The sequence below is a fragment of the Paenisporosarcina sp. P5_A11 genome (assembly GCF_056400705.1).
In genome coordinates this window covers 1-17,285 of sequence record NZ_JBFUKT010000023.1, presented here as the reverse complement: position 1 = coordinate 17,285, position 17,285 = coordinate 1, and the positions used below count along the sequence as shown (strand labels likewise).

Annotated in this window: 16 protein-coding genes; 3 read left to right on the top strand and 13 right to left on the bottom strand. The window is 37.5% G+C overall.

All coding sequences use genetic code 11. The features are described from left to right. Window positions 1–64: 64 nt before the first annotated feature. From AC1DOS_RS06265 to AC1DOS_RS06250, 4 genes are all read right to left on the bottom strand, one after another. On the bottom strand, window positions 65–1,279 hold the full coding sequence (locus AC1DOS_RS06265; protein WP_477536802.1) for a cation:proton antiporter: 1,215 nt from the start codon (window positions 1,277–1,279) through the stop codon (window positions 65–67). Window positions 1,280–1,282: 3 nt separating this feature from the next. Beyond that, on the bottom strand, window positions 1,283–1,780 hold the full coding sequence (locus tag AC1DOS_RS06260; protein ID WP_108587743.1) for a cation:proton antiporter regulatory subunit: 498 nt from the start codon (window positions 1,778–1,780) through the stop codon (window positions 1,283–1,285). A 14-nt stretch (window positions 1,781–1,794) separates the two neighbouring features. Continuing rightward, entirely contained in the window at window positions 1,795–2,025 is a 231-nt protein-coding gene (locus tag AC1DOS_RS06255; RefSeq protein WP_108587742.1) for an AbrB/MazE/SpoVT family DNA-binding domain-containing protein, read from the bottom strand. 232 nt (window positions 2,026–2,257) lie between these two features. Further along, a complete protein-coding gene (locus AC1DOS_RS06250; RefSeq protein ID WP_477536801.1) occupies window positions 2,258–3,016 on the bottom strand; it encodes an exodeoxyribonuclease III in 759 nt (252 codons plus the stop codon). Window positions 3,017–3,403: 387 nt separating this feature from the next. Between AC1DOS_RS06250 and AC1DOS_RS06245 the strand changes: the two genes are divergently transcribed. Together AC1DOS_RS06245 and AC1DOS_RS06240 are read left to right on the top strand one after the other, a co-directional pair. Next, the gene (locus tag AC1DOS_RS06245; protein WP_477536808.1) at window positions 3,404–4,492 is read left to right on the top strand and encodes an N-acetyltransferase DgcN family protein; all 1,089 of its coding nucleotides are present in this window, start codon (window positions 3,404–3,406) and stop codon (window positions 4,490–4,492) included. Next, window positions 4,489–5,565 carry an alanine/ornithine racemase family PLP-dependent enzyme gene (locus AC1DOS_RS06240; protein WP_477536800.1) on the top strand — a complete coding sequence of 359 codons (1,077 nt, stop codon included), beginning with the start codon at window positions 4,489–4,491 and terminating at the stop codon, window positions 5,563–5,565. Before AC1DOS_RS06245 ends, AC1DOS_RS06240 begins: the two co-directional genes overlap by 4 nt. 57 nt (window positions 5,566–5,622) lie before the next feature. Here the strand turns inward: AC1DOS_RS06240 and AC1DOS_RS06235 are convergent, their stop codons facing one another. Further along, on the bottom strand, window positions 5,623–6,150 hold the full coding sequence (locus AC1DOS_RS06235) for a methylated-DNA--[protein]-cysteine S-methyltransferase (RefSeq protein ID WP_477536799.1): 528 nt from the start codon (window positions 6,148–6,150) through the stop codon (window positions 5,623–5,625). Next, the gene (locus AC1DOS_RS06230) at window positions 6,137–6,745 is read right to left on the bottom strand and encodes a bifunctional transcriptional activator/DNA repair enzyme AdaA (RefSeq protein WP_477536798.1); all 609 of its coding nucleotides are present in this window, start codon (window positions 6,743–6,745) and stop codon (window positions 6,137–6,139) included. Before AC1DOS_RS06230 ends, AC1DOS_RS06235 begins: the two co-directional genes overlap by 14 nt. Window positions 6,746–7,384: 639 nt before the next feature. Here AC1DOS_RS06230 and AC1DOS_RS06225 point away from each other — a divergent pair. Beyond that, window positions 7,385–8,188 (top strand): MBL fold metallo-hydrolase, encoded by an 804-nt coding sequence (locus AC1DOS_RS06225; protein ID WP_108587738.1) that lies wholly within the window; start codon window positions 7,385–7,387, stop codon window positions 8,186–8,188. A gap of 251 nt (window positions 8,189–8,439) precedes the next feature. Here the strand turns inward: AC1DOS_RS06225 and AC1DOS_RS06220 are convergent, their stop codons facing one another. From AC1DOS_RS06220 to AC1DOS_RS06190, 7 genes are all read right to left on the bottom strand, one after another. Next, on the bottom strand, window positions 8,440–8,721 hold the full coding sequence (locus tag AC1DOS_RS06220) for a DUF1292 domain-containing protein (protein ID WP_477536797.1): 282 nt from the start codon (window positions 8,719–8,721) through the stop codon (window positions 8,440–8,442). Window positions 8,722–8,909: 188 nt separating this feature from the next. After that, the gene (locus AC1DOS_RS06215; RefSeq protein ID WP_477536796.1) at window positions 8,910–10,658 is read right to left on the bottom strand and encodes an FTR1 family iron permease; all 1,749 of its coding nucleotides are present in this window, start codon (window positions 10,656–10,658) and stop codon (window positions 8,910–8,912) included. Next, window positions 10,633–11,907 carry an iron uptake transporter deferrochelatase/peroxidase subunit gene (efeB, locus tag AC1DOS_RS06210; RefSeq protein ID WP_477536795.1) on the bottom strand — a complete coding sequence of 425 codons (1,275 nt, stop codon included), beginning with the start codon at window positions 11,905–11,907 and terminating at the stop codon, window positions 10,633–10,635. Before efeB ends, AC1DOS_RS06215 begins: the two co-directional genes overlap by 26 nt. Before the next feature lie 5 nt (window positions 11,908–11,912). Then, window positions 11,913–12,758 carry an iron uptake system protein EfeO gene (efeO, locus tag AC1DOS_RS06205; RefSeq protein WP_108587734.1) on the bottom strand — a complete coding sequence of 282 codons (846 nt, stop codon included), beginning with the start codon at window positions 12,756–12,758 and terminating at the stop codon, window positions 11,913–11,915. Between the two features lie 183 nt (window positions 12,759–12,941). Then, on the bottom strand, window positions 12,942–13,670 hold the full coding sequence (locus AC1DOS_RS06200) for a DUF4097 family beta strand repeat-containing protein (RefSeq protein ID WP_477536794.1): 729 nt from the start codon (window positions 13,668–13,670) through the stop codon (window positions 12,942–12,944). Between the two features lie 65 nt (window positions 13,671–13,735). After that, complete coding sequence (locus AC1DOS_RS06195; protein WP_477536793.1) at window positions 13,736–14,470, bottom strand: EcsC family protein; 735 nt, start codon at window positions 14,468–14,470, stop codon at window positions 13,736–13,738. Window positions 14,471–15,071: 601 nt separating this feature from the next. Further along, window positions 15,072–16,511, bottom strand: a complete 1,440-nt coding sequence (locus tag AC1DOS_RS06190) for a LysM peptidoglycan-binding domain-containing protein (protein WP_477536792.1) — start codon at window positions 16,509–16,511, stop codon at window positions 15,072–15,074. Window positions 16,512–17,285: the final 774 nt, after the last annotated feature.

The window sequence follows — 17,285 nt, the reverse complement described above, 5'->3', positions numbered from 1 at the left end:
TACGCGTATGCATTTATTAATAGTTTAGGACGTCTGCTCCCTTTTGGTGGCAGGTTCTTTTTATTTATTTTAAGCTTTCAACTTTTTCCGGGATTTTCCATTTAAATACTTTATTGAGCTGCTTATAAATTTTCCCTGACTCTTTAGTTAGTATTGGTCCTAAAATCGCAAGTATTAGTACATAGAGAGCCGAAAATGGTTGAAGGATTGTCATTAGTCCGCCGGCCATTCCTAAATTGGCCATAATAATGGAAAATTCACCACGGGATACAATTGTTAATCCTATATTTGAAGAAGCTTTATGTGACAAACCTGCTTTTCGTCCAGCAATCATACCTGCAACAAAATTCCCGATTATCGTGATTGCTACTGCACCTAATGCAAGCCAGACTGCGCCTCCTAGGGCAAGTGGGTCAATACTTAATCCGAAACTAAAGAAGAAGATTGCACCGAAAAAATCTCTAAATGGGACAACTAAATGTTCGATTCTTTCACCCTGATTCGTCTCTGAGAAAACCAGTCCTAATAATAAAGCACCTATTGCTTCGGCTACATGAATGGTTTCTGAAAAACCAGCTATAAAAAATAATGATGCAAAAATAACAATGATGAAAATTTCATTAGAGGCGATATTGAGTATTTTATTTAAGAACGGCGTTGCCTTTCTAGCGATGATAAAGAAGAGAAGCATATAGCCAAATGCAATTAATACTGAGGTAACTGATCCAATAAGTGATGTTGAATCTCCTAAAATCAATCCTGATATTACCGATAAGTAGACCGCTAAAAAGATGTCTTCAAACATAATAATACCTAGAATCAACTCGGTTTCAGCATTACCTGTTCTTCGCAGGTCAACTAATACTTTTGCCACGATGGCACTAGAGGAAATGGTAATAATTCCAGCGATAATCAAAATTTCTTTTAGTGGAAATCCCATAATAAATGCAAAGAGGAGTCCGAGGGTGAAGTTAATTAAAATGTAAATGGAGCCTCCGGTGACAATGGATTTACCAGATCGAATCAGCTTACCGATTGAAAATTCAAGACCCAAGTAAAACAAAAGAAATAAAACTCCGATGCGACCTAAAAATTCAATAAAAGGAGTACTTTCGATAAATTTCAAATCAATTATTCCGATTGTCGGTGCGTGGGGACCAACTACCATTCCCAATATTATTAGAAGGGGAATGATAGAAAAGTTCAGTTTATTTGCTAGTATTGCTGCAAGCGCAACAAGAATTAGTGCAGTACCAACCTCAAATATCAAGTGATCCATTCATTACCCACCTCCAGTTGAAAAAAGATCTTTAATGGCTTTTTTCACATTTTTTCGTTCACCAGAGATAATCACCATATCCCCTGCTTCAAGGAACGCCTCTGGGCCAGGATTTAATAGTTTTTCCTTATTTTTTTTCATAATTGCAATGACATTTATGCTGTAATTGCTACGGATATCTATTTCCCCAATTGATTTTCCTAAAATGGATGCACCCGATTCAACTTTATACCATTCAATCATAAGGTCATCAAATGCCAGCTCAATTGTTTCAAGTTCTTTCGGTTTATAGACCATTCCACCTAGAATACCTGCAATTTGTCTTGCTTCTGAATCATTAAAGGTCACATTTGAAATACTTTCCTCGTAATCATCGTCATCATAATGATACATTTCGCGACGTCCATCATCATGAATAATAATTACCACCTTGTCCTTATTGTTCGTAATCGTTTCAAATTTTCGTCCGATACCTGGAAGGTCTCTTTCACGAATATTCATCTCTTCTCCCCCTCTTATTCCTTAATTTCCGAATGCAATTTTGCATTATGGATTATTGATTTAAATTTGTCGTCGCTTAAAATATTTTGTAAATCATGCAGCTGTTGTAAATTTGCTTTTGTCATAATGACTAGACCATCTTCTTCGATAAATGCTATCCGATCTCCTTCTTGCACATCTAAAACCTGACGTATATGTTTCGGAATGGTAATTTGTCCTTTTGAGGTCAACTTGGCTAATTCCAATTTTCATTTCCTCCCATCCGATTATTCCTTACTTCCTTACTTCCTTACTTCCAGTTTAACATAACTACTTCACTAACAAAAATGATATGTCCGACTATTTTCCAAACGAAAATAAGCCCACTGTAAATTAACAATGGGCTTATTCCAATTTTTGTACTTTTCTGTCGTTTTCACTAGACTGTATGCTAAAAATGAGAATTAATCTTTTAAATAACTAAATCAAAGATATTTATTAATTAGCTTCTAGTTCTAAAATGATTGGGCAATGGTCACTTCCAAGTATTTGTGGATGTATATAAGCATCTTTCAACAATTTTTCTAACTGATTAGATGCGATGAAATAGTCGATTCTCCATCCGATATTACGTTCTCTGACCTTACTCATGTAGGACCACCATGTATATGCGCCCTCTTGCTGCGGATAAAAATAGCGAAACGTATCAATAAATCCTTCATCAAGTAATGCGGTCATCTTGCCCCGCTCCTCTGCTGTAAATCCAGAGTTACCCTTATTAGACTTTGCATTTTTCAAATCAATTTCTTCATGAGCCACATTTAAATCACCACACATAATAACGGGCTTTACTTCATCTAGTTTTTTCAAATAGTTACGTAATTCATCTTCCCATTCCAATCGATATGGAAGTCTAGTTAAATCTCGTTTCGCGTTTGGGGCATAGACATTGACTAAATAGAATTGTTCGAATTCTAGTGTCAGAATTCTCCCCTCCACCTCTTCATTCGCATCCCCTACTCCATACTTTATGGAAATCGGTTTTTGTTTTGTAAAAACTGCTGTTCCTGAGTAGCCTTTCTTTTCCGCGTAATTCCAATACTGTTCGTAACCTTCTAAAAGCAACTCTATTTGACCCGCTTGTAACTTTGTCTCTTGCAAGCAAAAAATATCTGCATCCACTTGTTGAAAATAATCTAAAAAGCCTTTTTGTACACACGCTCTTATGCCATTCACATTCCACGAAACTAACTTCATATGTAATAACTCCTCAACTTACTCTCATTTTTTAGTATGTACGGACACTTTATATAATTTTTCGTATAAAGTCTAGAGCATATGCTTCAAAATTCAAGAGACCTTTCATTTACATGCATAATCAAGGAAGTCAGATAATAGATTAATTGAATGTATCTTTTTATTAACTCTCATTTTCATACCAATCCCTCTGCATGAAGTCTTATATGGTAACTATGTTATACTTGTAATACGTAATAATTTTTTGGATATTCTGAAAATAATTTACATTTGCTAGACTTATAGTTGTTTTCTATATGGGACAAGTTTTTTTCCTTGACCAAAATGTAAAATCTCTTTTACTCAAAGATACGGTAGTTTAAATAGATTTTGGGAGGAAAACACATGATAAAAGAAACGGCAATCGTATATTGTGAAAGTAATTTTGGAACGATGGATGGAAAGACAGCTAATGGACTGGTTAGAAGTTCACGGAAATTTGAAATTCTCGGAGTTATAGATAGCACGAAAGTTGGACTAGACGCGGGTGAGCATTTAGTGGGAGAGAAAAACGGCATCCCTATCTTCAAAGACCTTGATCAAGCGCTGGAAAAACTAAAGTTTGTTCCGAATCAATTCATCTATGGAATAGCACCTTCTGAGGCTTTCTTGAAAGAAGATGAAAGAAGACTTCTTTTTAAAGCAATGGAGCATGGGATGAATATCGTGAACCCTCTTCATGAATTCTTTACGAATGACACAGAATTTGTACAGCATGCATTAAAGAATAATGTCACAATTCATGATGTGAGAAAGCCTGCTCTGAAAAAGGATATGCATCTTTTTTCTGGACGTATATTAAACATCACTACACCCGTGATAGCCGTACTTGGCACGGATGGTGCCATAGGTAAGAGAACAACGGCAGTTCTACTCGAAGACGCTTTACTTGAACGCGGATTAAATGTCGCTTTTATCGCAACTGGACAAACAGGGTTAATTCAAGGTGCCAAATATGGCGTTGCCATTGATGCTATTCCATCTCAGTTTATGACGGGTGAAATTGAAAACCAAGTCATGAAGGCTTATGAAAATGACAATCCCGATATCATTATCGTTGAAGGTCAAGGAGCTTTAAGTCATCCTGCGTATATAAGTTCTTGTGGAATCATAAGAGGGTCAAGGCCTAGTGCAGTGATTATTCAACATGCTCCTAAACGCGAACATTTAGGTGATTTTAGTTATATGAAAATGCCTACCGTACAAAGTGAAATTGAACTCATTGAAAACTTCTCGAAATCTAAAGTGATTGCGATTACAATCAATCATGAAAACATGACGGATGCAGAACTTGTTAAAACCATTTCAGAATATGAAAAAGATCTTCAACTTCCAACGACAGATGCACTTAAATTTGGGTGCGACAAGTTGATTGATAGTATTTTTGAAGCTTACCCAGCCTTGAAAAGTAAAGAGAAAATAGTAGTTGCCAATTGATTCATCTAGTAACACCAAGGATTGAAATCAATCTGGCAAAAATCGCCCATAATACGGCAAAGTTAGTCGAACTATATGGTTCAAAACACATTAGTCTTATGGGCGTGACCAAAACTGTTTGCGGTGCACCTCAAATTGCAACGGTTTTACTAGATCACGGTATTCAAATGCTCGCAGATTCCAAATTGTTAAACCTACAGAAAATGCGAGATGCAGGGATTAAAGCGAACTTTGTTTTATTAAGATCCCCTGCTTTAAGTGAAGTAGAAGCAGTTATTACACATGCGGATATTAGTATTAATACCGAGCTTGCTGTCATTCGAAAATTATCTGAAGTCGCTTTAAGAAAGAACACTGTGCATAAAGTTATTCTGATGATTGAAATGGGCGATTTAAGAGAAGGCATACTTCCTGAAAACCTTGATGCTTTTATTCAAAAAGTTTTAAACCTTGGTGGAATAAATATTGTGGGCATTGGTGTAAACTTTGCATGTTTTGGGGGAGTTAAGCCAAACGAACAAAAAATGAAGGATTTATCTATACTGGCAAGCGAAATTGAAACGAAGTTTTCTCTTGCTCTTTGTTATATATCTGGAGGAAACTCTGCCAATTATAATTGGTTTATGACCACGAATGATGTTGGACGAGTGAACAACTTACGGTTGGGGGAATCCATTTATTTAGGACGTGAAACCTTAAAGCGTGTAGCAATTCCGGAATTATATACGGATGCCTTCACTTTTGTTACTGAAGTAATTGAATTAAAAGTAAAACCATCTGTACCTTATGGTGAAATAGGTCAAAATGCTTTCGGCATTTTTCCTCATTTTGAAGATCGTGGACAAATGACTCGAGCTATTCTTGGAGTAGGAAATCAAGATGTCCTAGTAGCAGGTCTACAGCCAACATTGGATATTGAGATTATTGGTTCGAGTAGCGACCACACAGTAATTGATGCAAAAGAAAATAATTTAAAAGTTGGGGATGAAGTTACATTCAACCTAAACTACGGTGCCCTTCTATCATTAATGACTTCCCCATATGTATATAAAAAGTATATTGATACCATTTGAATTGATTAACCAGCCCATTTAGGCTGGTTTTTTTATGTTAAAAATATTGATTTCACCCTATTTGTTAAAATTACCGATTTCCAAAGCTAGGAGTTGTTCTTTCATCTCTAATCCCCCACGATAGCCCGCCAATGCACCACTCTTCGCAAGGACACGATGACAGGGTACTGTAATTAAAACCGGATTTGCTCCGATTGCAGTACCAACAGCACGGACGGATCCAGGTTTTTGTAAACGTACTGCGATATCTGTGTACGATACGGTGTGTCCGTAAGGTATTTCTTGTAATGCTTTCCATACGTCCTTTTGGAATGGTGTACCATGGAGGTCGACCGGTTCAGAAAAATTCTTACTTTTACCCGTCAGATAATCGATTATCCCATTCGTACAAGATTGCACTTTCATAGCGTTTTCAATCAATTCGTGACTCGGAAGACGCTTTGTCGCCCAGTTTTGAAGTTCTTCCATTCCCTTATTTTGCGATCCTACATAACAAAGGCCTTGAGCTGTAGCAGCGATATACATATTCCATTGCTCATGTATAAGTTGTGTCCAATAAATGAAACTATCGTTACTTTGTTCCATCGTCTGATACCTCCACGAGTGATTTATTTGTATATTCTTTTCTGTATTGTAAGGGTGTATAACCTGTTTTTTTCTTAAAAAGTGTAATGAAGTAAGGAGTATTCGGCAGTCCTACTAGTATACCTACTTCACCAATAGATTTATCAGACGTATTCAATTGGACTTTCGCATGTGCAATTCTCACCATCTGGATATATTCAACAGGTGTCATGTTCTTTATTCGCTTAAATGTACGTTGTAAATGATAGGGACTTCCATGACACATATCCGCAAGTTCTTCGAGCGTCAATGGTTGTGAATAATGGTTATCTATATAGTCAGCAATTTGCACAACCCAGTCTAGATCAGGAAGATGTAATCCCTCAGGTTTGCATCGTTTACATGGCCTGAATCCCTGTGATAATGCTTGCTCGGCATTCTTAAAAATTAATACATTCACTTTATTAGGCTGTCTCGATTTACAAGAAGGTCTACAAAAGATGCCCGTAGATTTAACTGCATAAATAAAGAAGGTATCGTATGACGAGTCATTATGCGTAATTGCTTGCCATTGTTCGTCTGATATTTTGGTAAATGGTTGATCTTCACTTATCATGGAATCACCTCATCTCAACAATAAGTATAACCGCTTCGCATAAGCTGTAGATAGATTATAGATATATAAAAGCAAGATAACGAAATTTATTAGGTGTGATACATAGAGACATGTACGGAAAATCATTCTACCTACGAAGGCATAAGATAAACGAGCAGCTTCTTCTAGAGGAACCTTCGACTCTAGCTATTGGAGTGTCTTTCTCAGGAGGAATGGTGTCCTTCTCCAAGCGAATGGATGAATAAGTGACGCGAATGGATGGAAACCTATAGTGAATGGATGGAAACCCAAGTTGAATGGATGAAAACCAATCTCCAAGTTCGAAGTTTTGCTTTAAAAACGTATACTTTCTAATGGCATAAGAAAAACGAAAACGGGTAATCAAGTGATGAACTTTTTTGAACAGCACTTTTCCTATTACAACAACACCTACAACAAGCAGACCAATTTTTAAGAACACATCATGCTCGATTCACTTCCTTCCATAATTATTTTGAGTATACACTTTGCATACCCTAATAATGGAACACTCATATGTTTCGGCTCAATCCATGTTATATTTTAAAAATACAGATTATATCACTTGCGAATGATGGTAATCTATAGGAGAACGAATAGAGCAAGAAGGTTGTGATAATCATGATACAAGAGTTTCAACATGAAGATATCCATTGCGTAAAGGTAACAGTTTCATTTTCGGGGATAAACATAAATGTTCACCTATACTTCGTGGATGGGTTACTTATTGACACGGGACCTAGTCGTGCAAAAAAAAACCTGATTCCGATTTTTCAAAGCCTACCCATTTCACAAATTGTACTTACACATCATCATGAAGACCATACTGGCATGAGCTCATGGATAGCTGATCACCTGAACAAACCCATTTATATTCATGAAACAGGAGTTTCGGATTGCCAACAACCATCAAATATCCCCTTTTATCGCAGAGTTTTTTGGGGGAATAATACACCGTTTCAGCCAGAACCTATTCCACAAATTATCGAAACTGAAAATCATAATTTTGAAGTGATACATACTCCAGGACATGCACATGATCATATCGTTCTCTTCAACAAAGAAAAAGGATGGTTGTTCGGAGGTGACTTATTTGTAGTCTCTCGGCCCAAAAGTATGTTTTCTTTTGAATCTGTTCCAGTAATGGTGAAATCAATTCGAAAAGTCTTTGACTATGATTTTTCTACTTTATACTGTTCACATGCAGGTGTTTTAGTTAACGGGAAAGAACACTTAGCATCAAAGCTTCAATACCTAGAAGATATTCAAGGACAAGTAAAGAAACTTCACCAGAAAGGAATGAATGCAAAAGAAATTCAGAAAGAACTATTTCCTAAGATTCACGCCATGCAAATCCTATCTGGATTCGAAAATTCACCCCTTCATATGGTGAATTCTATTCTAAACAACGTTGAAAATGCTTAGAAATATGGGATTTTAGTGATAATTGAGGAATTATTGCTTTAGCCATTATTATTGTGTTAGTTGGGATGACATTTGCTGTTTACACGGGTAAGAAGAGGACTTAAATCAATACAAAACTTCATTGATGAATGCAAGTAATAGGATGGAGATCCATCTAGATCAAATAAAAATGACCATCAAATTGATGGTCATTTTGTTAAAAAGGAAACAAAATTCTTGATGAAGTTCTTATTCTTTTACCTATCGTCTATTTACTCTTCTTCATGCTCTTGAGCTTCTTGAGCTTCTTTAAACGCCGCAGAAATCTTATCAAATTCTTCATCAGTTTCGATCATGGATAATTCCTCGCCGTCTTCCACTCTTAAAAAGAAAACATCGATATCATCTTTCGATTCATCTTGAGTTTCTTCTGCAAATCCTACTGCAGCGTATTCAACTTCATCGATAGTTAATGTCCCCAGAACCTCAATTTCTTGTTCCTCGCCATTCTCATCCAACAATACAAATATATTACCCACTTCTACTTTTTCCATTTCACATTCCCCTTTCAAGTCTTTTTTAAAAGTATATACAGTCACCATAAGCGATTTCTCATAGTATTTCAATCAATCCTATATTCATTCATCAATCTTTTTCCAAAGAACATCTACTTTTTACCCTAGAATAAAAAGAGTCAAACCTTATGTGCTTCCAAGGTTTGACTCTTTTCATATCACTCTAATCAAATCTCAGCTTCTTTAAAAGATCCTGAGAATTTTTTATACATAACAGTTCCAATAATTATTACTAACAAAACAACTTGCCCTATCATCGTTTCTATAGAAGGATAAAAACCAATCAAACTGATCACCGGTAAATCATATACAATATGAGTTGGAATAATATTAGTCAATTGCAAAGTGTGCAAACTCGCACCAATGATTTTAAAAGCTAGTATATAAATTAGTCCCGTTGCAACTGCGAAGAACAAGTGTAACGGGATTTTCTTACTAGTCTTAGTAAACACCAATGCAACAATTACTAAAATAGCTAGTGCTATAGCAATACCTAAACCAAATTCGAAGAAAGACATTTTCGGTGCAATCCCGACATAAAAAACAATCGTTTCTGCTCCTTCTCTGAATACAGTTAGGAAACTTAAAAACGTCATCGCCCATACACTTTGCATCGACAATGCATGATTCATTTGTTTCGAAATATATCGGTTCCAAGAAGCCACTGTCGACTTGCTATGTAGCCAGGTTCCTACGCCAAGCATCATAGCTGCTGCAGCAATTCCAACATATCCCTCTATCACTTCTCGACTAGTTCCAATTGTTCCAGATTGAAATAGCGTTGACATTAAAATAGCCGCTACAACACTGACACCAATTCCAGATGCCGCCCCAACATAAATATATCGCTGCATATGTTGCTGACCAGCTTTTTTCAAGAAAGCGATGAGTGCTGAGATGATTAGTAATGCTTCTAATCCTTCTCGCAACAAAATCAGAGCTGAATCCCAAAAACTATACGTCGTGTCTTGTTGAATGAAGTTTATTTGCTGTTTGAAGGAATCAATTTCCTTGGAGATCACCGATGCATCCACTTCATCACGTGACAAATCACTAACTAGCAGTGGAATTCCAGACTCAATATCGGTATACAAGCTTGCATTTTTTGTACGGACTTCCCCTTCCACAGCTGGCCAAATCGTGATGAACTCTTTCAAGGTATCCGCTGCTTCATCATATTTCTCATTACCAATAGATGCTTTACTATCATCTAATAAATCAGTCAACGTCGTTAGCGAGTAATTTCCCGATACTTCCTTATTCTCCACTTTCCCTGCGACAAAGTTTCGAATTGTTTTATTCAGAGACTCAGTTTGCTCATTTAAAACCTTGAGTTCTAACTCGTCGCCAGCTAATGAAATGCGCATGAATGACATTTGCGTTTCAATTTGTCCATAAGCAGCCATATTCTGTTCTCGAACAACTCGCTCATTTTTCGTCCAGTTCTTTAGAAATATTGAATAGGCATCTTCAATGTTATCTTTATTACCAGATTCAATCGCAGTTGTTAAATCGATTAGTGAAGGCTCAATTGCAGTCATAAATTCTGCTCGATTTGTTTCTTCGTCAACAGGATTTTCTGATTTCTCATAGGCAGTAAGCGCTTTTGACAATTTTGTTAGAGCCTCTAAACGTTGCTCGTCAGTTGTAGCACTTGACGCTTGTTCTAATGTAAGATTCACATTAGTTACTTCTTTCCCCTTGGTTACGTTCAATTGCTCCCATGCAGTTTGGAAAGCCTCGATTGCTTCAGCAGCTTTTGCATCATCGTCATTTTTTGTGCTCATAATGGCATCTGTAATCGCAATATATAAAGTTCCAAAAGACTGTGCAGCAGAGACGTTGTTTTGAGAAGGAACAACGAGCAACATAGTCACGAGACTAAGTATCTTAAAGTATGTTAAAAAGTTGCTCACCGATATAGCTCCCTTTTTGTATACCTGGGAAGCAAGCGAAGACGCCGCTACCTCGATGGGTAATATATTCGTTTAGCTTATCAGCACGTCCCAATGCGCTTTGAATGTTAATAAACTGTTTAGGATGTTTTTGGAATGAAATAAATAACAAGCCCGCGTCATACGCACCTGTTTCATCAATCAAGCCACTTGAATAGGAGAATCCTCTTCTCATAATTCGATCCTTCACTTTTCGTGCGAGCGCCATATGTGAATTAGCGGGAATGTGAGGATTTCCTTTTTCATCTTTTGCATTTAAATCCACTTCATCAAATTCCTTCTTGCTCCCGAGTGGTGCACCACTATCGCGATGTCTGCCAAAAGTTGCTTCTTGTCCTTGAAGAGAGGTTCGATCCCATGTCTCTAAATGCATTTGGATTTTCCGTACGACTAAATAGGTTCCATTTGACATCCAACTTTTCGATTCATTCGGCTGAACCCACACAACTTCCTTCATGTCAGAAGCACTTTTGGGGCTTGGGTTGACTGTACCGTCTTTAAATGCAAATAAGTTTCGTGGCGTTTCTTTTTTGTTTTTATGCTTTGGTGTCGAAGTGAATCCGGTTTGCGTCCATTTCAAAGATACTTTCCCTGATGCTGCACGGACTAAATTTCGAACTGCATGAAAAGCGACTTGTGGGTCATCAGCACAGGCCTGAATACATATATCTCCACCTGCGTATTTTTCATCAATTTGATCTTTAGGGAAATGTGGTAACGCTTTCAGCTCAGCAGGTCGTTTCGAACCGAGACCTAACTTCTTGTTATCGAATAAAGATGGCCCTACTCCGAACGTTAACGTTAGATTAGATGCATCCAATCCTTTGGACTCTCCGGTATCTTTAGGTGGTGTAAATCCACCTTTAGAAAGTTCTTCGAACTGCTCCCCGTTCATCAAACGTACAGCAAGTGGTGTCCACATTTTAAACAATTCTTGTAACTCTTGTTGTGATTGGACGAGCACATTCAACGATGCAAAGTATACATGTGAAGGAGCATCCGTCATAATACCTGACTGATGCTTTCCATAAAATGAGATCTTATTTGTAGCTGTTGTGTCATCCTCAAAAACATCAAAGCCAATAGCTTTGGCCACGCCACCCATACCTGAAGCAAGAACAGCAACTCCGGCTGCACTTGCCCCTGTAATTTTCAACATTTCTCGTCTTGAAATCTTCTTCTCCAACCACTTTTCATCTTTTGATGTCATTTTACTCACTCCATTATTATGCCCATTTGACTAAGTGGTTCGCCTAGCTGGTTAACAGCGTCTGATAACAATTTCGTATCCTCCGAAGTCAACTCTTCATATGAAACAAAACCATTGTCACCAGTTTCGTATTTCACCAATAGTTCATTTACTGCATCGAATTTAGCTTGCAGGTTCGTCGCAAGCGTTTCATCTTTTGCTTTTATTTTCGACTCTAGGATATGGAAAATCTCTTCCGCACCTTCAATGTTTGCTTTGAAATCATATAAATCTGTGTGTGAATAAATTTCTTCCTCACCAGTGATTTTCGAAGTAGAAACTTCATTCAACAAATCGACTGCTCCAGTCATCATTAAGTCAGGAGTTACTTCCACTGTCTCAACACGAGCACGTAATTCTTTTGCATCTGCTAATAGTTGGTCAGCCGTTTCTGCGTAACCTTCTGTTGTGTTTTCCACCCAAAGGCCGTATTCAATTTTATGGTATCCAGACCAATCTTCCTTGCCTTTTCCTTCTTCTTCAAGGTCTGCAAGACGTGCATCAATGCGTGGATCTAAATCACCAAAGCTTTCTGCGATTGGTTCTGAACGCTCAAAATACATACGAGCTAACGGATAGATAGCTTTCGCTTCTTCTATATTTCCAGCTTTCACTGCTTCTACAAATTTTTCTGTCTCTATTACAAATTGATCCATTTGATCAATCGCAAATTCTTTATATGTATCGACTTCTTTTTGTAAATCGACCGTTTCTGTTATAGCTTGAGTCGTTGTTGCTTCTTCTTTTTCTGAACAGCCTACTAATGAAGTGCTAAGTAGCACGAATGATACGAATGTCGCGATTTTTTTCATGTTAATCCTTCTTTCTTGTTGTTTATCTACTTTAATAATGATAATCATTATCAATGATAAGTCAAGTGAAGTTTATGGAATATCCTGAAGGAAACGTTACAGAATACATATTTGACACAAAAAACACGAAAACCCCTGCGGATTTTCGTGTTCTCGGCAATCTTGGGTATTCCATGACCCTTCTTATTTCGTTACAGTTATTGGGCCATTATCTGTTCTTAGCTTTATCAGATATTTCCCTTTTCCGTACGTCACATCTTTGTCTCTATCACCAAAGATGGCCACTTTTCCATTATCCGTTTTGGCGTCAATCCTTGCATTTTCTGGTTCAGATTCAGTTTTAACCTCGATGCTGCCGTTATCTGTTGATAAATCAATTGGCCAGTCAATACTCTTTGTTATTAATGAGATTTGCCCATTATCGGTAATCCCTTTAATTTCCCCTTTGACATGCTCCAAAACAACCTTGCCATTATCGGTTTCAACATTAACCGTTTTGGCTTCCACTTTCTTTACATGTATCTGGCCATTGTCCGTCTCAAGCAAAACTCTTTCGGACTGTAAATTTTCTACACTGATACGTCCATTGTCACTCTTTACTTGGAGGTTTTTATATTGTTTTTCTGGCACACTTACTGCCAGTTTCAAGTCTCCCGAATGAAATCCAAACGAAAAGAAAAATCGACGTTTCTGCTTCAGTTGAACGGAAAGTGTATCTCCTTTTACATCTACATTAAAAATGTATTTCTTCTTTTTATTAGCACCTGTATATTCAACAGTTGCTTCTGAGCTTTTGGTTGGTACAATGACCACTTCCGCATTGTTTGTTGTAATTTCAATGTTTGTAAATGAGGAATCTTCTTGAACTGTCTTATTGTCGCTCTCGCCAATCACATTCATTGTTTTAAACATGAATGTCATGCCACCTACCACCACTATCAATAGGATTAATGAAATGAAAAGTTTGTTTTTCAAAATCATCTTGTGTCCGCTCCCTTTTCTTTATCTTGCATTAAACGTAACCTGTATGAATTCATCGCGCTTTCTCCGAGTTGATCGAGTAGATTATAATTAGCAAATGCACCAACCACCGCTCCTATACCAGGCAGCATTTGAAACATTTTCACTAAATCGATGTAATCCCGGTATTCCTGTTGAAATTCCCGCCAGTCCATATCAGCGATCAACACTTTTTGTTGCTCCCAATTTTCTATAGTAAACAATGTTTCTTTTCGTTTTTCCTCACTTGAAAAGGCCAACAGAAAAATATGCAGAATAAAGCGTCGTTCTTCGGGATCGTTTGTATCGAATCCATATACAGCAGCGGCTTCAAATAGAAACTTCATTTTAATGGATAATAGCAAAGGAAAATCAGCAATTCCTAAAAGGATACCTCCAGCTCCTGTTCCCGCTCCTTCAATTGTTGCCGTTTTTCTGAAGAGAGAAAGCTTTTCTCTAAATAGTTCGTCTCGCTCAGAAAGACTCAATTCTGTAGAAGTCCGTTTTTTCGTTGTAATGTTTGAGCCTACCAGCGTAGCTTTCACCATGTTTTTGATGCTTTCTGTCATTAGATTATGAAACTTTTCTGGAAGTAGACCATTTATTTTCGTCTGTGCGGACTTAGATACGCGACTTATAAGACCGGATTGTTTTGTCATTTTCTTCTTCCAAATTAGCAGTTCTTGTTCTACTTTCTTTGAATAATCATCCATATGACCTACCCTTTCCGTACACACAATCATTTCCACGTCACTTAAAGTATAGACTATTTGTTACTCATTCAAATAGACCTGGGAAGTGTTTCCATCTAAGACTTGAGACTTAGTAGCTAACACTTGATAGAATTCATTCCTCTCCTATAGATATAATGAAAAAAATAGGAAGGTCTACATCAGTTCGATAAACTGGCACAGACCCCCTCGAATCTTAAAATGTATGGGCATTACAAGAAAACAAGAGTAGAACTTATTTCCTTGAGATGTTCCTTGTCTACCCACAAGATAAAGTAATTATAGCTACTTCCCCCAATTTGAATTGGTTTTGGATATTTAACGATTAGAGCGGCTTGACCTCTCATTTCTGGGGGTTGATCCTGTGAAGGCAAAATAAAACATGCTTCTTGTTGTTGGATTTGCTCATGAACGATACGAGGTTCAGAACCGTATGGTAATAGTTGATGGAACGCTTCGTTGTGGCAAATTTCGTTAATTGGTTCAGCAGTGGAAATCGCTGAAAGTTGAAAGAAGCCATCTGGTCCTTCGTATCTCTCGTCYGAAACTCTTACCCAATCAGAAGGGTATTGAAATTGGACTTTTAGACTGTGCTGGAGTAGGTTTTTTTCATAGGAACAATTGGATTAGGGGACCATTGCAAAGACGTAACGAGTGTTCCTTCTATTAATCGAATCGGAACAGGATGAAACAAGTCCACCATCCAAATCTCACTAGCTATTCCATTGTTACAGTCCGAAAGATAGGCAACTTTCCTGCCATCTGGAGACCATGTAACTGGAGTGGCAAAGCAATTTGAAATCGCTCTAGTCACATCGTTCTCTCCTCGTTTTCCAGTGGTTCTTATCTGATTGAAATATCCAACATCTTCAAAAGCAGTGGCACTGTATGCAATTGTCGATGAGTCAGGAGACCATACCGGAAAATAGTTTTTAGCAAGCGGTCCACCCTTCACTTCAAATTGGTTACCAGTGGAAATTTCTAAGGTGTAAATAATGGAGATGCTAGCACCAGGAGTTGTATAGAGCACGTGGGATCCATTTGGGGAAAGACGAACATCATTAAAACGACTTCCAGTGTTTTGAGTAATCTGTTGTTTATTAGTTCCATCAGTTTGAATACTATAAAGCTGGCTCATCCCTGATGCATCGGCAGCTTGGAAAAGTAATTCTATGCCACTCGGAAACCACTGGACATCAGTTGCACCCGCTTGGTTTATTTTCTGGACTTGATATGTGTTTACATTGTACAAAGTGATATCATTCTGTTTTGCATACACCAGTTTTTGACTGTCCGGTGACCAATCTAAATAGACGCCTAATCCTTCACTAAATTGGTCAATACGTGTAATTGTGCCTTCAGTTATTTGGATGACATAAAGAATTTCATTTTTTCCTACAAAGGCGATTCTTTTACTGTCCGGTGACCAAAAAGGAATCGAAAAGGATTCTCCTAAACCGTTTGTTAATTGTACATTCTCACCATTCCTGGGATTATATAACCATATATCATAAACTCCCCCTACGTTAGATGTATAGGCAATTAAACCTCGATCCCCGGGAGGAGCATAAGGAATAATTAACTTCAAACCTGGGAATATGATATTCGATGGAAGCTGGTTCACCTCCCGAATTAGCTCAGGATTACTGAGTCCACTTGTGGTTACATTAAATCGTTTAGCTATTTGAAATAGTGTGTCCCCGGGTTGAACAACATAATAAGGTATACCTGGAGGAACTTTCAATAGTTGACCAGCTTGTATGATATATGGGGGATTAAGGTTATTTGCATCGATAATAACGGATTGTGGGACACCGAAATATTGAGCAATTGTAAAAACTGTAGCTCCTGACTTTACTCGGATGACATCTACACCAGGAGGAATGGAAAGCTGCTGACCTACGTAAATCGTGAAAGGTGTTGCCAAATTGTTTGCCGCTATTAGAGACTCAACCGGCAGCTCCCATCGCCTCGCAATCTGATACAGCGTATCCCCGGAACGGACTGTGTAAAAAAGTTGCATCTTTAACCTCCAATATCAGTTTTTTAATGTAAGAAAAAGAAAGATTACTATTGTCACTACGTTCGGTTTTCACCTAATACTTAACCTATCGCAGTAAGATGTAGAAAATGCATGTCAGTATCATTAAAATCAGAAAATCATATGAACTAAAAAAGACTACCTCCCATTTTCATGAGAAGTAGTCTTTTGGATTACAATTTATTAAAGAACTGCAAAGCTTCTCAGATAAGAGAAGTTCTGATTACATCATGCCGTCCATCACTCAATCCTATAAATAGGAAGAAATACGCTATAAATCTCCCCGAGAAATAAGGGTTTTAGATTTTTACTGTTCATATATTTATATAGAATAACAAAAAAAAGTGGTCAAAAAAGTGGTCACTGTTAATAATCTTTACGTACCGCTTTACTTAACATATTTCCTTCTTGACAAGGTGGAGGTCGCTGTTCGAGCCCAGTCGGGATCATTGGGTGCCAAACCCGCAGGAAACCTTTAGGAACAAGGGTTTCTTCAAAAAAGCATCATCTCTTAGGATGCGCGGTGCTTTTTCTATTTATAAAAAAATGGGGTGTAATATGGTGCGATTTTTAAAACATAAAAAGCACACTCAGATGAGCGTGCTCTTATTCTTTCGCTTAATACCCATTAAATAATGGGTATTCGGTGTTCTCTGTGCAACATCGAACTGTTAAACGGAAGTCCCCAATTACACAACCAAAATTACCAACTTTTACGCCCGCGATTAAAGTCATAATTTACCAACCCCCAACCCC

What these genes read in the sequence shown, in the direction of transcription:
- AC1DOS_RS06260 (WP_108587743.1), bottom strand. Translation starts at nt 1,780, where the DNA reads ATGAATATTCGTGAAAGAGACCTTCCAGGTATCGGACGAAAATTTGAA.
- AC1DOS_RS06200 (WP_477536794.1), bottom strand. Translation starts at nt 13,670, where the DNA reads ATGTTTAAAACAATGAATGTGATTGGCGAGAGCGACAATAAGACAGTT.
- AC1DOS_RS06265 (WP_477536802.1), bottom strand. Translation starts at nt 1,279, where the DNA reads ATGGATCACTTGATATTTGAGGTTGGTACTGCACTAATTCTTGTTGCG.
- AC1DOS_RS06220 (WP_477536797.1), bottom strand. Translation starts at nt 8,721, where the DNA reads ATGGAAAAAGTAGAAGTGGGTAATATATTTGTATTGTTGGATGAGAAT.
- efeB (WP_477536795.1), bottom strand. Translation starts at nt 11,907, where the DNA reads ATGACATCAAAAGATGAAAAGTGGTTGGAGAAGAAGATTTCAAGACGA.
- AC1DOS_RS06235 (WP_477536799.1), bottom strand. Translation starts at nt 6,150, where the DNA reads ATGGAACAAAGTAACGATAGTTTCATTTATTGGACACAACTTATACAT.
- AC1DOS_RS06195 (WP_477536793.1), bottom strand. Translation starts at nt 14,470, where the DNA reads ATGGATGATTATTCAAAGAAAGTAGAACAAGAACTGCTAATTTGGAAG.
- AC1DOS_RS06225 (WP_108587738.1), top strand. Translation starts at nt 7,385, where the DNA reads ATGATACAAGAGTTTCAACATGAAGATATCCATTGCGTAAAGGTAACA.
- AC1DOS_RS06250 (WP_477536801.1), bottom strand. Translation starts at nt 3,016, where the DNA reads ATGAAGTTAGTTTCGTGGAATGTGAATGGCATAAGAGCGTGTGTACAA.
- AC1DOS_RS06230 (WP_477536798.1), bottom strand. Translation starts at nt 6,745, where the DNA reads ATGATAAGTGAAGATCAACCATTTACCAAAATATCAGACGAACAATGG.
- AC1DOS_RS06190 (WP_477536792.1), bottom strand. Translation starts at nt 16,511, where the DNA reads ATGCAACTTTTTTACACAGTCCGTTCCGGGGATACGCTGTATCAGATT.
- efeO (WP_108587734.1), bottom strand. Translation starts at nt 12,758, where the DNA reads ATGAAAAAAATCGCGACATTCGTATCATTCGTGCTACTTAGCACTTCA.